Genomic DNA, 16,533 nt, shown 5'->3' on the forward strand with positions numbered 1-16,533 from the left:
TCTCTACCATTAAAAAAGCAGCCGATCAATTTTGAAGTGACCCCTTAAAGTTAGACAAATATTTTTAAGCAACTTGTTGGGCATGAGCTCGGTATTGCACCGGGCTCATGCCTTTTAATTTTGACTTGATGCGTTTGTGATTGTAGTAATTCATGTATCGTGCTAGTTCTTGCTTGAAGTGATCTACACTTTCAAATTCATGAAGATAAAAAAACTCTGACTTCATAATGCCAAAGAAATTCTCCATTACTGCGTATCATAACAATTCCCTTTGCGTGACATGCTCTGGGTAATCGCTTGTTCCTTTAAAGCCTGTCGATACTGCTTCATTTGGTAGTGCCAGCCTTGATCCGAATGCAGGAGGAGCTCATCCTCGTTGGATAAGCGTTTAAAAGCTTGATTTAGCATCTCGGAGACTAATGAATACGTAGGGCGAGACCCTACTGTGTAAGTAATAATTTCACCGTTATACAAGTCCAGAACAGGTGATAAATACATCTTTTCACCAAACAACTTGAATTCTGTAATATCAGTAACCCATTTCTCATTTGGTTTTTCTGCTAGAAAATTACGATCCAGTACGTTGGGTGCAATCTTACCTACAGTTCCTTTATAGGAACGATATTTCTTCATACGCACCACTGATTTCAAACCTAATTCTTTCATGATACGCAGTACTTTTTTATGGTTAACTCGGTGTCCACGATTAACTAGTTCATCACGGATACGACGATATCCATAACGCCCCTGATGTTCCTCATAAATGGATTGAACGAGGAGTTTCAGGTCTGAGTCTAGATCAGCCTTGCAAACTGTTTCACCCAGTAATAGAAGGTACTACGTGGGACTTCAGCGAACGCTAGCAATGCAACCACCGGGAATTCAAGCCTTAATTCATAGACTACTTGTGCTTTGTCTTGTTTGGTGATTTTTCCTTGTTTTGAACTAAGGCATTCAACTTTTTTAAGTAGGCGTTTTCCATACGTAAACGTTCTAATTCAGCTTGTAGAGCTCCAACGGATCCCTCAGCATGTTCTTGGTTTTTAAGTCCTTTTTTATTCTTATTAGTCATACGATGACGCCCCTTTATCTTTGGTTTTAGGGCGCCGATCCCATTTTCATTGAACTGACTGCGCCACCTTCGAATAACCCCTGGAGAAAAGATATTGAAAATGACAGCTGCTTCATTTGGAGACGTCCCATTTTCGTTCATATAGTTGAGTACGTCTAGTTTATAGGTTAGGGAGTAGGCTGTATAGGTTTTTTCAAAAGCTTTTAAACCGTGGTATTCGTATTGCTTGATCCACATACGCAGAACTTCATGATTAATTCCTAAGGATTTCGCAATGCTTTTAATCCCTCCATTTCCTGATAAGTATTGATGAATAGCTTCTATTTTCAAGTCTAAATTAAATTTTGACAAAAAAACTGCACCTCCAATTGATAGATGGTGTCTAACAATTGGGGTGCAGTTCATTTAATGTCGACTGCTTTTGTTGGTTCTATTAAATTATCGGTTTCGGGAAGAGTAACGAAGTTCTTCTGTAACTTTGCTCTTGAATTGCCGGTCAAAACTAACTTTCTTACATGACCTAAACAGACACACAAATATTTAAATCAATTCCCATTTAAGGAGCAAACCTGACTAATAAGTTCGCAATACACTATATAAATAAAAGAACTAGTATCAAATCAAATAATATGTACTATGCTAGTGTTCATGCAGTCTGTACAGTGAAAGTTAGAAATAGCAGAAAAGAAATTATGAGTAGCACTTATAGGAAGATTTCTATATCTGCCTCTTAACGTAGAAATAATAGCTCCACGAATAGCTAATTTACTCCAACTACTTATATCAAATGTCCCTGCACTTCCACAATGATGAGGTACCACAATCTCAAAATCAACAAGCTTGTTGGGGATAATTACATCTCTAAGTATTTCAGGATAGTAATGATCCCCTGTAAGAAGTGCGGGAGCATTGGGACCATGGATTAATAATACTATTCCAGATTGATTGATTCTATAACCATCTGTAGATCGATATAATGTTAAAAAACCAACTTTAAAGAGTGGAACTAAATGAATTTTTTTAGAATTACTCTGACGTAGTGGTGGCATGACAATCCATGGTGTCACTCCGTTTGACAGTAGCCGTTCGAAAATACGATCAACTGTATTTGTATTTGGAATTCTAGAAGGTGCAGTAAAAGAAACTATATTTTTTATTTCATCATCAAACATTCCAAGTATTGATTGGACATGATCAAGATCCCAATGGCTAATTACTAAATGAAAATCATTCTCTAGTTTAGCCTTTTGAACAATATTAATAATCTGAGCTCCTGTCCAAGTTAGATCACTGCCCATATCATATATAAGTCTAAAACCTGAAGGCATGTGTCTAATTTCGTTCCAATTTCCACATTCTACATCTCTTACGAGCAATTCAAGTTCAGCCATTTCCGTAGGGAATAATTCATCTGTTAATTTATAATTTTTAGGTGGAGTATACTGATTAAATAATAAATTTTTTAGTTCGATATTATCCGGCCCCTCCGTCCGAGAGGATGAAAAGTTTACTGGTTGCACAGTTGACTTAACCTTTGCCTTTAACCTGATAGTAAGGGATTCTAGCGTAGCTGGATCTTCTGAGAATGTTAATAGAGTGAATTCAAAATCACTCCAAAATTCGTTGGGAATTATATACCATTCACCATCAATTGGTCCACTTCTTGGTGTTGTTTCCAATCCATAAACTATCAACATCGATCTTGGATCTGACTGTTCCCATGTCAGATTATTTTCTTCAAATATAGTTATTAAATTTCCAGTATTTTGTACATCGAAAATAGTATAGACTCCAGGAATATGTTTTTCGCAATAAAATCTTATCTTGTTCAAATACTTCAACCTCACTTTTTTAACTATTCATTTTAATATTTATTACATGCTACCATCAATTTAGCCTGTGCCCTTTCAACAGCCAAAGCTGATTGATTAAGAATATAGTCTATCTGGATTAACTCAGTCGCTTGTTTGTTAAAGTCCTTTCGTTTTTCAGTTTCATACTTCTCTTTAGAAAAGGCATCTCCCATTAAAGCTATCACATAAGTTCAGATTCAGGAAGAACGATTTTAATGATCCATTACAACAAAAAGGAAGGTCATAATGAGCTTCCTTCTTTTGAGATCTGTATTTTGGATGTTTCTAACTTTCCATTAACCAATGAATATCTAACGATCGCATCTCCTAAATAGTTTCCTGCAGAAATCTGAATAGGCAGCTCTGCAATAAGCTCATTATCCTTAATTCCATATCGTATTATATTTTGAACTGTCGGTTGTTTAAACCATTCGCTTGAGTCCATTTCACTAAATTCAAATGAATACTTCTGTCCATCAACCGAAATAGTGTACTGCCGGACATCTTTATCAGTTTTTAGACTCACTTTAAAATTGGTTTGAATGAATTCTTTCGGATCCATAACAAGGATTTCTGTGAAGTCTCTTTTAAGGACATGCACTTCTGAATTATGTATTCCAGTCCCTGTACCTTTAGTCAGAATTATAATAATCTCATCTTCTCCATCTTCATTTAAATCAATGACAGAAATTTGAGGATAAAACGAGGGGTTCGTTACATTACTCCAATCAAATGTTTTCGTTTCTCCTTTTATAGCTACATCTAGAGACGAGAACAAATCTCCTTTCTCCTGAATACCATAAACAGCGATTTTCTTATCTGAAGTCTCGGACAATAGTGTATTGGGAATAAATTTAACTGATGTTGATACACTCTCGGATGTTTTCTCATCAACCTTAGCTGCTGGACTGGAAGACAGATTATTAACCCCACATCCATACAACAACATGGTTCCTAGCATTGTAACAATGATACTTTTTTTCAAAAGGATAACCTCCATTTACAACTTTTCATATCATTTTACTTAAGTTTAATAAAGGTATTTTATTATCAAAAAACAAGTGAAAATTCATCTCTGGATATATGATTGCCTCATTTTACTTCTGTGTGTCAATCGTAGGTTATAATTTAAACAAAATCAATTTATTGTTAAAAAAATTACAATATATTCAAATAAGGAGACGATGGAATTATGGGCAGATCTTCTATACAAAAATGGCTTATGTTTGTTGGGACTATAATATTTGCTATAGGTTTAGCTTTTATTATTATGGAAGAATTCACTCCACACCAAACAAATAGGACGTGATGTTGCCATCGTTCCGGTCCTTCCTTCTATTTCTTGATCCAAAGGAACAGGATCGCGTTCACGTCAGGGTTCCACGTGGTTTTCATGCGATAGTAAGACGGGTGTATGTGCAAGCCCCATCGCTTTCGAATGCATAGTTCCGGGCGACAGCAGCGAGGTATTCTTCACTATCCTATAGGGCTAACCCTTCGTCCTGTATATAAGGTTCGTGGAACGAACAAATGGAACAAATTTATATTCAGTAATATATTATGTAATATCTTACTGAATATAATTAACAGTTAAGCAAACAAAGAAACTTAGATTGTAGTTAGGATAATATGAATTGAATTTATTAGAAGTTAAAAGCTTACACAAGGGAACTTCCTTTTCATGAGCCTCCTTGTTTTTTTGTGTGGGGAGAGTATTGTATCACAAATACATAATTTAATAATTGTTACTTTTCGCTTTTTCTTTTTCAGCCTTTTTTCTGTATATACCACGTTCTCCTTCTATATCCGCTTTCAAATTAACTTCCATTTAGAACAGAATGTTATTAAAAATTAGCCCTATGTTCTTGTCTATCCCACTACTGGTTATGACAAGTCAGAAGGCATATTCAACTTTTGGTTTTGTTCTAAATTGGATATGGAATATATAAGTTTGCGTACTCCACTTAGTGAAAAATTGAAAATATCAAAACTTTTGTTATGTTTCTATCTTCTGTACTTATATTAATAAGGAGGTGAAATTATGCGCTGGGCACCTATTGTACTAATCATTTCTTTTTTATTAGCTGGTTCCTGTAATAATGTAGAATCTCTAAGTAAGAATAACGTAAAGCAACCTACAGATTCTACACTTACAATGGAAGCCATAGTATTAGGTAATGCTGTCACACAATTATTAATCACTGAAGATTTAGATAGTCCTGAAATAGCGTCTAATTTAAACAAGATAGCTGAGCAACCTTCCCAAGACATCATTAGATCGCAAAAATATGACCTATTTTGGCTAGACCTAAAAAATGTCAGTGAAGCTGATGTTAATATCCAAGATTTAAAGGTAGGCTCCAAAATTCGCTTCAAGGTCGAAAATGAACAATTGGATACTACACCTCCTACAATTACTGCACAAGAAATTCAAATAATTGATTCAAAATAACACAGATATCATAACTCTATTTAGATTTCACATGAATATTTCAAAAACAAGTCGTTAGCTCTTCTGTAGTTGGTATTATCCCCTCAAGGTAGACAGTGAAAAAAGAGGTCATGTTAAAACGAACTCAACACTGAAAAACTGGAGGGGATTTTTGCTATGCCAGCGATAAAAAGGCAAACCTTTAATCAATATAGTGAAGAAACGAAAAGAGGCTATTCGTCTGCGATTGAAAGAATGTTGGACATACAGTCGGATCATGGAGAAGTTTGGTATTAAGAGTGAGAGCCAGATAATTACTTTGGTACGGAAAATCCAAAATGGAAAGAGTTTTGAGGACTACCCTGGACGTTGGACGAAGAAGCATTTTAGCAGTGCAGAAGAAGAAAATACTTATCTGAAAGCGCAGGTAGAATATCTAAAAAAGCTCAATTCGAATCTGCACGGAGAGGGAAGCTGATTTCGAAGCCCGGTGTCAGTCTATTCAAGAAATAAGCAAGTGGGCACCTGTGGTGTGGTTGTGTAAAATCGCTGAAACTTCTCGTGCAGGGTACTACAAATGGAAGAAGAATATCATCCTCAGAGAGAAACGAGCAGATCGGGATGCGGATCTAAAAGCACATATTTTAGGCATTCACCGGCTTCGTCCTTATTTCGGCTATAAACGTATGTGAACCGCGTTAGGAAAGAAAGCCTCGTGGTGAATCACAAAAAGGTACGCCGCTTAATGAGAGAACTTCAGATTCGTTCCGTGATTCTCATGAAACGTCCATTTGCTGGCCGGAAACCGTCAGTTCTATTCCGAAATTCTCGGCGACAGCTCCTGTGCAGAGGCTCGTGACGGTTATTGCGTATGTCCGGATTGGACATAATTTTGTTTATCTATCGGTTGTGATGGATCTGTACAACAACGAAATTGTAGCCTGGGAATTCTCCGGGAGAAATGAATTAAAACTAGTTATTCACACAGCGAAGAAACTGAAACCCTTGCTCCATTCGGACCAAGGGTTTCAGTATACAACACAGAGTTATGCCAAATTGCTTGAAGAGAAGAAGCTAACAGGAAGCCATTCTCGGCGTGGGAACTGCTATGACAATGCCTGTATTGAGTCGTTCTTCTCTCATTTGAAGACGGAGAAGTTGTATTTGGAGAAACCTCAGAATCTGGAGCAAGCAAGGAACCAAATTACGGAGTATATTTTGTTTTACAACAAGGAACGTTTCCAAAACAAACTCGGCGACCTATATTCCGATTGAATTCCGGGAAAAAGTCGCCGCTTAATGAAATTTCTCTTTTTTTATTGTCTACTTGACGGGGCTATGACCAAGTCCCTGCTTTCAATTTTCTTAAGGATAGACAACACCTATTGATACCTAAATGCTCCTGATTAGCGTATGGGTCATACTATTCAGCATTAGGAGCAGTTACAGAGCTGAGTAAGGCATAAAGCGCGACTGAATTCACAATTTTTATCTTCTAACAAAACTTGACCACCATGAATACTATAACTAAGTCCAGTTTTTACTATTACCTCACTCACTTGTGTTGGATTAGACTGGTTAGACCAATGAGGATAATGTTCAAGCTTGGTTACTGTTCCACCAGTTATTCTAGTACGAAATCCATATTTGACACTGCCAAGCCTTTTGTAATAGTGCCTCGTATTACTGTTAGTTTGAGTTGTCCCATTGATTCCATCACCATTGTTCATTGTGTAGAACCTACTATTAATGCAAAATTATATTATTTGCAGTCAATCGAACTAAACTAACATGACATTGAGTAGTTGCATTATTCCCACTCAATCGTTGCAGGTGGTTTGGAAGTTACGTCATAGACAATACGGTTCACGTTATCCACTTCGTTAACGATCCGCACGGAGATTTTCTCCAATACATCCCAAGGGATACGTGCCCAGTCAGCTGTCATACCGTCGATGGAAGTTACAGCACGATACCTACGGTGTAGGAATAGTGATAAACTTTTGAATGTAATTACTAGTCAATTATCCAGTTGTTTTGTAAATCAATTGTAGCTGGTAAATTGAGGAATTTCAAATGAAATTGATAAAAAGCATAGCTACATTAGCTACGCTTTCAAAATAATATTAATTAATCCATGAAACTAACTAAATATTCTATCATTTCGGAATAATCCTCATCCGTTGGTTGTTTATGATACTCTTTGTCAGGATGCTCATTTCTTTGAAGTAATCGGACATTAGCAGTGTCCAATGAAAATTCAAATTTTGCTATGCGATATCCACTTGAGAGTTTCTTAGCTAGCTTCATACTCTCAACTTTCTTTTCATCTTGAAGAATCGGTAAGTTTAGCCAATAGGGATCATGAGTAGAAATACATTTGTATCCATTATCTGAAATACGAACTTCTGTAAATTCTTTTGTACCTTCTTTTCTGGTACTTCTGAATCTAATTCCCACAACATCACCCTGCTCGTTATTCGGCAACGTAGATGCTATAGTCGTTAGAACCCCATAGGAGATATATTGTTTAGCATTAATTGAACCTTTAACAGGCCCATCTAACCCTGCCGCAATCTCTTGAACAAAGTCTTCAATAAGTCCATCAAAACTTTGGAGCTTTTCCTCAGCCAATCTTCTTTTCTCCGAGAGAATGTCTTCTTCAATTTTGTACAGGTATCTTCCAAATCCCGAAATGTAGCTCATCTCAATTTGCGGAGTGAAGGACGAAATAAAATCTTGTGTCCTCTCCACCCTTTTACTCATTGTCCCAACCTCTTCAACATCTGTTTCGAGGTTATTTACATCTTTCAAGCGGATATGAACTAAGTTACGTCGAAAATCAAAGTCAATCAATGTCGGGTAAGCAACCATGACCTCTTCTTTATTTTTACCCCCAAAAGGCACCAATTCCTTGTCCAAAAGAAGTAATCTTATAGTTTCTAACTTACCATCCGTTTCATATAGACGATAGGAGCAGATAACAAAATCGAGCCCTCTTGCATCTTTAGAAATATTCCCTACAATTGATTTATTTTGAGGCACCAACCAACTTTTTAACACCTCATCAATAGAGCCTAAGTCTGATAAAACGATATCATGAGATTCTATTTCATAGAGATAAGCATTAAGCAAACTGTCCTCAAGCACTCTGAAAAGTAATTCATCAAGCTCAGACTCAGTAATTTTATTTTTTTCGACTCCAAAGGCTAAAGCTTCACAAGTCATAAGTTTGGAATCACTTTTTTGTGATTCAGGGGCTTTTGAACGAATCGTGTTATACACTTCTTCAAAATCTTCAAATTTCCCTTCAACTGAATATCCAGCCGACTTTAGATGCTTCTTGATTCTTTCTTTACCAATGTACTGTTGAAAGTACATCAGGTTTTCTACCAATTCTTTCCTTTTCATTAATTGCACCAATCCCTTTATTTTTAAGTATCAATAGTTATTCATTCACAGCTTTCGAATAAATTACATATTTTCATCCTTCATTGAAAGGGACAAATCTATAGGTCTTATGTAACTAATCAACTACTTTTAGCCCTAATCCAACAAAAAGTCTTGATTAAGAAAAAAATATCTGATATTATCTGTAATGTGGATTACAGGAATCACTATAAGAATCACTGGTGTTACAGCACCATTCTATTGAATTGCCCGATTTGCAAATATTTTCTATCGACCTTGATATCAATATATCATGGTCTATTTAAGTTTGTCAAATATTAGTTCATATACATCCTCTGAAACTCACAAAATTGGCTATATCACGCCTTGAACAACAATATTAACAAAGTTTCATCCTTCTCTTATTACATTGCCTTAGAAACGAATTTGGAGCTTCTCAGACTAAAAACAAACGTTCCCTCCCTATTTAATTCCATCAGACCCCTTTTCTAATTTTTATACAATAATAATATCGTTATGAGCTCCTTCCTTCACAACTTTTTCCATTTTTCTTTTATAAAACTTTATTTGTTTCATCAACTGGTTGTACTATTTTGAATAATTTCAAGTAGTTTACTTACCTGAGATGATAAAGAATTATACTCATTAAGTTCAAATTTCTCGTTATGTTCCAAGAAAAAACCATTTGAGTGAACAGATACATAAGTTAAGGATGCTTCTTCATATTGGACATTCAAATGATTGTTGGAGTTTTTAATACTCTTAAATGTCTCACTATGAAAACCCAAGTCACTCCTAATAGAACGATTGCTAGTTGTATAATAAGGCCAACCATTTAGAAAATAGATATTGGTTACCTTCTTCGAAAAATTAGCAACCGCAACAGCTATAAAATCTGTTTTTGTTAACAAATGCGCTTGATTTAGAATTTCATCAAGTTTCTCTTTATCTATATACAGATTCTTAGTCACATTTAGGACTGAAATATGTCGTTTTTCTTCATTCATTATATATTGATAGTAGTTTTGATATATATCCGTAGTCTTATACGCTTCTAATGCTTCTTCTCCAATATACTCTTTCACAAATTCATTGGTATAAGGTTCTGTCGTTAAGTCAATAGTTCTGGAATAAATATCTTCATTCATTAAAAGAACTGGAAAGGGATCAATGGAAAGTCTTAGCACAGCAATTGCTCCGATACAACTTACTAAACAACCTTCGAAATCCTTGATAACACAAGAACTATCGCTTTCAACCAAAGAAGTATGATTCCTTGCAATATAGAATGTATTGAATCCTTGCTTATGAACATATTTGTTAATATATTGGTTAATCTCTTTTATCTTTTCAAAAATTTTTAGCTATTTTTTTCAAATCAGAGAATTATTGTATGTTTTTGTCTAATAAATCTAACATTTTACTATACATAGGGAACTTACTTTGATTCCGCCAATTATTCAGCTTTTCTCTTTTCTTCTCAGCATCGAGTTCGGTCAGATAGACAATTGTAGTAGAAGTCTCTAAAGACTGTCTCAATGAATAATAAGCACAATCTATATAACCTTTCTCGAACAATACAATTGAATTTATGACTAAACAAACTGACTCATGAATAAATGTATTTACAAGACTAGCATCCATTCTGTCTGTCCAGCTATCCTCAAGGTTAGAAAGAGCTGTATAATACTTCTTTTTATTATGTAGTTTCATAGGTCGAATATGTCCCTGTTCCTTGGAATATAGTTAAGCTTCTTCAAAATTCATTTAACTTCCCCACCTTTAAAAATAAGTTTTAAAATTAAGTTTATATGACAGAATGTGTTTTCAATATAATTATCACTGAAACCATTTAGAATAAACAGGGTAAAAGTATTACTAGTCTTGCATTATTCTCTACTTCAAATTTATAGTTTCGGATTTCAAGAAAAATTTTCTAGAAACTTTTGGAGATGCCTTTCAGCCCCATTCAGGAACCCTCTCTTTTTGCCCTATATAGTAGAAGATACACGTTATGCCCCTTTCTGCCCAACCGTGTACACATACTAAACTCACGAAAATTTGGTACGGGTAGAATGAGCCTTAACCGTCCGCTATGGGTCGAAACCTTTTCAATCGGCACTGGGCGGGGTCTATAAAAGCGTATATAACAGCTCCAATCTTGTGATCAAGGAAAGGTACCGTTTTCAGTTCTCATAATACACAATTATGAGAACTAAATCTAAGCATAAAAAAACGTCATCTATGAAATATAGAATGGCGTTTCGATTCATCAAATTAACTTATTTAATCTTTCATTTAGTCCCTTTAATGATATTTCCGATTCTTTGCTTGTTCTGTCACTATGTTTTTTCTCTAAAGGAGATTTCCCTATCCTATTCAGCAACTCATCAAGTTTACCTTCAATTCTATCTAATTGTTCCTTTATTTCGACCACAAAACTCCCCTTTTCCACATGATCGCTGTCTTTTGAGTAATTTTAGCGTTTTCTGGTTCATTATGATACTCTTTATCAGTATTACTGCCGAATCAACTAACCTCAAGATTATCAGTGATTCATCGCCATACACCCCGCAGGATGTTTCCGTTAATTATACTATTAACACAAATATTGTATATTATTAATATGATTTTTCTATTTTTAGACCCTATAAAACGATAGCTAGCCCTTGTCGAGTCATACTATCTCTACTTGAAAATAAACCCCACCTGTAAGAGTTGGGCTTGTTACTGAGAACTGCCCCGGTATCCGAACGGATTCGCTTGCTTTTGAAGACGCAAGTTGTTTCCTTTATGGATACCTTCCCCAAAAGCTTTACCTATCTGCTTGATCCTTCCAGCAGACGAGCCTTCCGTAATGTTCGGAAGGGGTAACGGTGACGTTAGTGTCTCCCTCTTGAACAGTATAATTTTGGTGAGTGTCATTCCTTAGTAATGTACTCGTAATAAGACATAGCTTTTACATTGTCTGGTAAGTTGAACGTTGCCCCTTCACTTTTCATTTCATCTAAGATTCCCAACTGAGCATGTAAGGACTGACGTTGCAAGTCCCTAATCTCTCGTTGGATAGTCTCTTGCGCTTCGAGGTCATTGGTCGAGGCTAATTGTTTCTGTAGGTCTGTTATATTATGAGCGAAGATATCTACCTGCTTTTCGTGCTGGTTAATGCGGAGATTACGGAGGTATGGGTTACTTTCGTCTGCTCTGCCCTAATCTACTCTACTCTGGCTTGCAGGTACTTCTTGCTCAGTTCCTCAAAGGAATCCGAAAGGTCTTGCTTGTACAGACCGATAGTGGATAGCTTCATATCCCTGATTCTGACTTTCTCCTGAGCAATACTGGATTGTAGTTGCTGAACCATAGGATTAAATTGTTGCTGTTGATCAGAAGTAGCGTCTATGCCTTTTAGTTGCTCTATTTGAGTAGTCAGGTTATTAATTCTCTCTTGAGAGTTAGCCACAGACGCATTGACGTACTCTCTAGAGTTTCTATCCATAGAGACCTGATTAACGGCATCTTTGATAGTAAGTCTAGTTTCAGCATTCTACGAAGACCTGTTTATCCTAGACATCGCGGCGTTGTAGTCTGCTTCTTGTTGCTGTCTCTTGGCTTCCTCTTGGCAATCTTGAGTTCTCCACCAGCTTTGTCTTGGTTAGATTTCGATCTATTTAAGTTATCCTGTAGTTTCTGAATTTCCTCGTCAGAAGCCCTTTTCCCTCTAGCACTCTCCAAGTCTTTAGTTAAGTCCTCGTTAGTCTGAGCGATAAAGTTAAGCTGTTCTTGGTAGAGTCCTATAATTTTCTGGCTCATTCCCTGACGGATGGACATAAACTCAACTGAGTCAGACGCATAGCCGCTATCAATAGCTTCTATCTGCTGTAGAGTATACTCTGTAGTGATTTCACCGATACGGTCTTTGATATCCCGCTCAACGGAGTCATAGTGGTAGTTGCGATAAGAGCCTTTAAGCAAGTCTTGTCTTCTACGTTCTTCTTCCTTGAGATTAACACCTCAGCTAGTGTCGTTTGCTCCTGTGACTCTTTCGCACGTTTTTCAAGTTCTTTTGGAACATGCGGGTGTTTGCTCCCTGTACGACCTTTTCAGTACTATCGCTGTTCTTGAAGTCTTGCCAAATTTTGTATTGATCTTAAATTCTTCCATAAACTCTCTTACACGAATTTCATTCCCACCTCGCTTGCGTTCGTCCATTTCTCCATTCCCTTGTTATCTTCAAGGAAATTGATGAACTTTTTCTGAACGTCCCGCATGTCTCCCATGTCTGTCCAGACACTCTTTCCAAAAGACAAAGAAATCACCAAAGCCTTTTACTTTACTCCAAAGACACCCTGGGCAATCTGCCCATCCAAACCTTTCATCGCGTAGCTAGCTCTAAAGTAGTCAATAGAATCTCTTATGAGCAAATTTTAAAAGTCTTCATCTGATAGCCTTTCATCTAGATATGCTTTGTAAATCTAGATAATTATCTCTCTGAGAGTTATCACCATAGGGTTCTTAAAGGACAGCACTTTATTACTATATAGAATTACTTCACTAATTAACTTTAGTTCGAGAATATGAATCTTTTCCTTAAGTGCAATATAAAACGTGGTTTTTCCATGTCTTGAACTCATATTGAGTATCTCCCGTCATATTTCCTATTTTCCTCAATTGGTCATGAAAAAAAACACACTAGCTTCTGTTCAACAGTTAAGTGTGTTTCATCATAATCAGCAAAAATCCTTATATAGAGTGTGATTTTTTGAATGACGGAGAGGGGGATTCGCACCACGTGTACTTGAACCCTAACGGTTTAAAGATAGCTCTTCACTATAACCTTAACAAATCCTTTAGATAAGAAATTGTTAAATTTCTTGAATAACCTTTTTAACGATACTCCATGCCAACATTGCATTTTCTTCGTTTACTGTTACGGATCGTTTCCTTTGTTCAACACCGGGATGTATTAAATTCCTAAATCCACGTATAGCATGGGATAAGTGATATAATTGTATATCAATAAAATTTTCCTGATTTGAAACATAGAGAAGCTCATTTAAATCCATTTGATTTACTCTTTTATTTCTACCGTTTTCCATTGTATATTGAGTAATGCTTTTGGATGAAATATGATCAAGAAGAACTGCTTCGACAATGCTACCACTTAATATTAACGACGACTTAAATGATTTTGTAATTAAACTAAGCACATTCTCATTTAGATCTCGTTCCAACATACCCTTTAAATCAGGATTAGATATTTTATCAAGGGCCAAAAGCAATTTTTCATCATACCCTAAATCATATAAACGGTTTAAGGTAATGTTTTTAGCGATTTTAATTAACGTACTCTCGTTTTTCTCGTTTTTCTCTAACTCAGATATGATTAATGCTACTTCTGGATTAATGCGGTAGACTGAACTTGTTGTGTTTAAATTATGATCGGTAATTTTTGTAACATATCTATTTTCTAAAAAATTCATCAGTAATTCATTTGCTTTAATTCCAGAAATACTTAGCATTTTCGGTAATTCTCTATGAGGACATTCGATTAGTCCCTCTTTATCCTGAAACTTTGAAAATGAAAGCATTTTACCTTTTATCCAAGCGTCCTCGCTTGAAAAATGCTGAGCAGCTTTCCTTAAAGCTTCTTGTTCATGTTCCCTTTCATTTATCACTTTAGTTATACTGATATAATTTTCAGTCGCGATTTTGTCTTGAGGGTCTAATTCCATTGCAGTTTTAAATTTTTCCTGCGCTTCGAAAAGTAGTCCCTCTGTTCTTAAAATTAATCCAATGTTATTAGAAGAAGCATTCCCCTTTCCATTCTCCTTTTCGTGTCTTTCATAATATTGTTTAGATAACTTTAACTGATTAATCTCATTATAGGAGTAGGCTATCTCAAACAAGATGTACTTATTAACCCCACTGTATCCTATCTCCTCAGCGATCTCAGTTATCTCTTTAAATTTTTCGAATTTAAAGAGTCTCTCAATTAGCTGTGTTATAACCTCACCTAAGAGATTATTTCTAAGATATTCTGTCTCCCTGAATACTTGAATTAGATTATCTTTTATACATAAAATTTCTTCTTCATTACAATGGTCTATAAACTCCCAATAATGTTTCCCCTCAAGGACATCTTTGTATTTCTCATATTCATAACGTAATGTATAAAGAGCAAATTTGAAAGCTTCTAGGTTTTTTTTTGTATTTTCTGCAAACTCTTTTAATATTCGAGTATACATAAGGTTGCATCCTAGATATTTTTGTGCAAATTCTAAATCTTTAAATATTCTTTTTTCTTCAGCCTTGCTATTATGGTAGTTTAACCTTGATAAACCACGCAGTCCTTTCAATTTAGCCAATACTAGCTTATCGTTATTTAATTTCTCTAATTTAAACAATGTATCGTTGAACTCTCTCTCAAAATTGAATACGAAATATGGGTATGCCATTATATCGAGATCAATTTGATAATCTTCCGGAATTTCACTAAAAATCGCAAAAGCTTTTTCATTATCGTTATTATGGAGATAAGATAGAATAAGAGCAATGTGAGGAGCATAGCTTAGATCATGCTTGAAATCCCTATTAATGATAATAACGAGATGCTCTATTGCTTCGTTAATTTGCCCCATTCTGTATAAGCAGTATGCTTTATGCAAATCAATATATATACCATCACTTTCTATCTCAAGATTTTTCGATGCTTCTATAGCTTCAATATATTTATTGTTATTGTAATAATAGTTCATCATAAACGAATGTATTTCATTTGAAGATATCTCAGCAGCTATCAAGCTGCCATAGAAGTCATCTTTCAAATCAGGGTCTATCTGATATAGTAATCTTTCATTTAGTTGAATACTATTTGGGAAAAATTTCAGACCCGCCTCTAATATTCTTATTGATTTATTCTTATTTCTCTCTATTCGTTCTAAATAAATGTACGCATATTCATAAACATAATCCGAGCTTATTACATCAAGGAAAAATCTTTTGGCTTGTTCTTCCGATTTATTAGAATTGTAATGATCAGAGTACAATAATCCTAAAAAATAATTAACAGTAGAGTTAGTATACTCCGTACTCCGCATATCTAACAGAAGCCCCTCCGCTTCATCGAATTTTTTCTCTTCTAATAATAATTCAATTTGATTTCTTGGAAAGTTCATAAAAATCATCCTTTTAGAGAATAATTTGATATAAATTATTCAAAAATTAAAAGCAGTAATTAAGCAGCGCTCAATAATTTAATTATTATTGAAATTGATTAAGCTAGAAAGGGCAAAAGTATTACTAAACAAAAACTTCTTTCATACCCAATTGCTCATAAATGGTTTTTACATTATGATAGTGACTTTTTAAAGTAAACTTGTTTTGGAATTCAGTTTTTTGTAGCTCTTTTATCAAAAAACACCCTTTAATTCAATTACCTCGATATTTCCTCTATTATGTATTCGTTCTCCTAATTAAATGTTGGTAACATTTTAAATAAGGACTTGTATTCATAGTCATTAATAGATCTACCAGAAGAAGAGTAATGTAAGGATAATGTAAGGATTCAAGTTAAATGTCATAAATCCTAAATTGTTTCGCTGACTGTTTTAAGTCATCTACGAGCTATTATAATTCATCCACCCTTTTCTAATCCTTTGAACCTAGATATATCTTTTATAGTCTTAATTACACTAGTAATAGACATCTTTTCCTGAGACATCATATTTCAGCTCCCAGAAGATACATTTTATTTTAGTATACCATCA

9 protein-coding genes and 3 pseudogenes are annotated in these 16,533 nt (G+C 35.2%); 2 read left to right on the forward strand and 10 right to left on the reverse strand.

The genetic code is table 11. The features are described 5' to 3' along the window. Positions 1-64: 64 nt before the first annotated feature. From BLS14_RS30120 to BLS14_RS30130, 3 genes and pseudogenes are all read right to left on the reverse strand, one after another. Positions 65-1,423 (reverse strand): annotated as a pseudogene (locus BLS14_RS30120) (IS3 family transposase). Between the two features lie 269 nt (positions 1,424-1,692). After that, on the reverse strand, positions 1,693-2,904 hold the full coding sequence (locus BLS14_RS30125) for a ComEC/Rec2 family competence protein (protein WP_090955498.1): 1,212 nt from the start codon (positions 2,902-2,904) through the stop codon (positions 1,693-1,695). A gap of 262 nt (positions 2,905-3,166) precedes the next feature. After that, entirely contained in the window at positions 3,167-3,910 is a 744-nt protein-coding gene (locus BLS14_RS30130; RefSeq protein ID WP_090955500.1) for a hypothetical protein, read from the reverse strand. A 1,056-nt stretch (positions 3,911-4,966) separates the two neighbouring features. On the opposite strand from BLS14_RS30130, the gene BLS14_RS30135 reads away from it, so the two are divergent. Both BLS14_RS30135 and BLS14_RS30140 read left to right on the forward strand, forming a co-directional pair. After that, a complete protein-coding gene (locus BLS14_RS30135) occupies positions 4,967-5,377 on the forward strand; it encodes a hypothetical protein (protein WP_090955503.1) in 411 nt (136 codons plus the stop codon). A 156-nt stretch (positions 5,378-5,533) separates the two neighbouring features. Then, positions 5,534-6,656 (forward strand): annotated as a pseudogene (locus BLS14_RS30140) (IS3 family transposase). A 510-nt stretch (positions 6,657-7,166) separates the two neighbouring features. On the opposite strand, the pseudogene BLS14_RS30145 reads toward BLS14_RS30140, so the two are convergent. The 7 genes and pseudogenes from BLS14_RS30145 to BLS14_RS30175 form a co-directional block, all read right to left on the reverse strand. After that, positions 7,167-7,348 (reverse strand): annotated as a pseudogene (locus BLS14_RS30145) (GMP synthase (glutamine-hydrolyzing)); the annotation flags it as partial. A gap of 138 nt (positions 7,349-7,486) precedes the next feature. Continuing rightward, on the reverse strand, positions 7,487-8,767 hold the full coding sequence (locus BLS14_RS30150; RefSeq protein ID WP_090955505.1) for a hypothetical protein: 1,281 nt from the start codon (positions 8,765-8,767) through the stop codon (positions 7,487-7,489). 575 nt (positions 8,768-9,342) lie between these two features. After that, positions 9,343-10,029, reverse strand: a complete 687-nt coding sequence (locus BLS14_RS30155) for a hypothetical protein (RefSeq protein ID WP_090955507.1) — start codon at positions 10,027-10,029, stop codon at positions 9,343-9,345. Positions 10,030-11,039: 1,010 nt separating this feature from the next. After that, complete coding sequence (locus BLS14_RS32865) at positions 11,040-11,204, reverse strand: hypothetical protein (protein WP_176854856.1); 165 nt, start codon at positions 11,202-11,204, stop codon at positions 11,040-11,042. 777 nt (positions 11,205-11,981) lie between these two features. After that, positions 11,982-12,227, reverse strand: coding sequence for a hypothetical protein (locus tag BLS14_RS30165; RefSeq protein WP_143021608.1), 246 nt, complete (start codon positions 12,225-12,227; stop codon positions 11,982-11,984). A gap of 98 nt (positions 12,228-12,325) precedes the next feature. Continuing rightward, on the reverse strand, positions 12,326-12,739 hold the full coding sequence (locus BLS14_RS30170) for a hypothetical protein (protein ID WP_090955513.1): 414 nt from the start codon (positions 12,737-12,739) through the stop codon (positions 12,326-12,328). An 890-nt stretch (positions 12,740-13,629) separates the two neighbouring features. Further along, the gene (locus tag BLS14_RS30175) at positions 13,630-15,942 is read right to left on the reverse strand and encodes a tetratricopeptide repeat protein (RefSeq protein ID WP_090955515.1); all 2,313 of its coding nucleotides are present in this window, start codon (positions 15,940-15,942) and stop codon (positions 13,630-13,632) included. Positions 15,943-16,533: the final 591 nt, after the last annotated feature.

The sequence above is a fragment of the Paenibacillus sp. OK060 genome (genome assembly GCF_900101205.1).
Taxonomy (GTDB): domain Bacteria; phylum Bacillota; class Bacilli; order Paenibacillales; family Paenibacillaceae; genus Paenibacillus; species Paenibacillus marchantiae.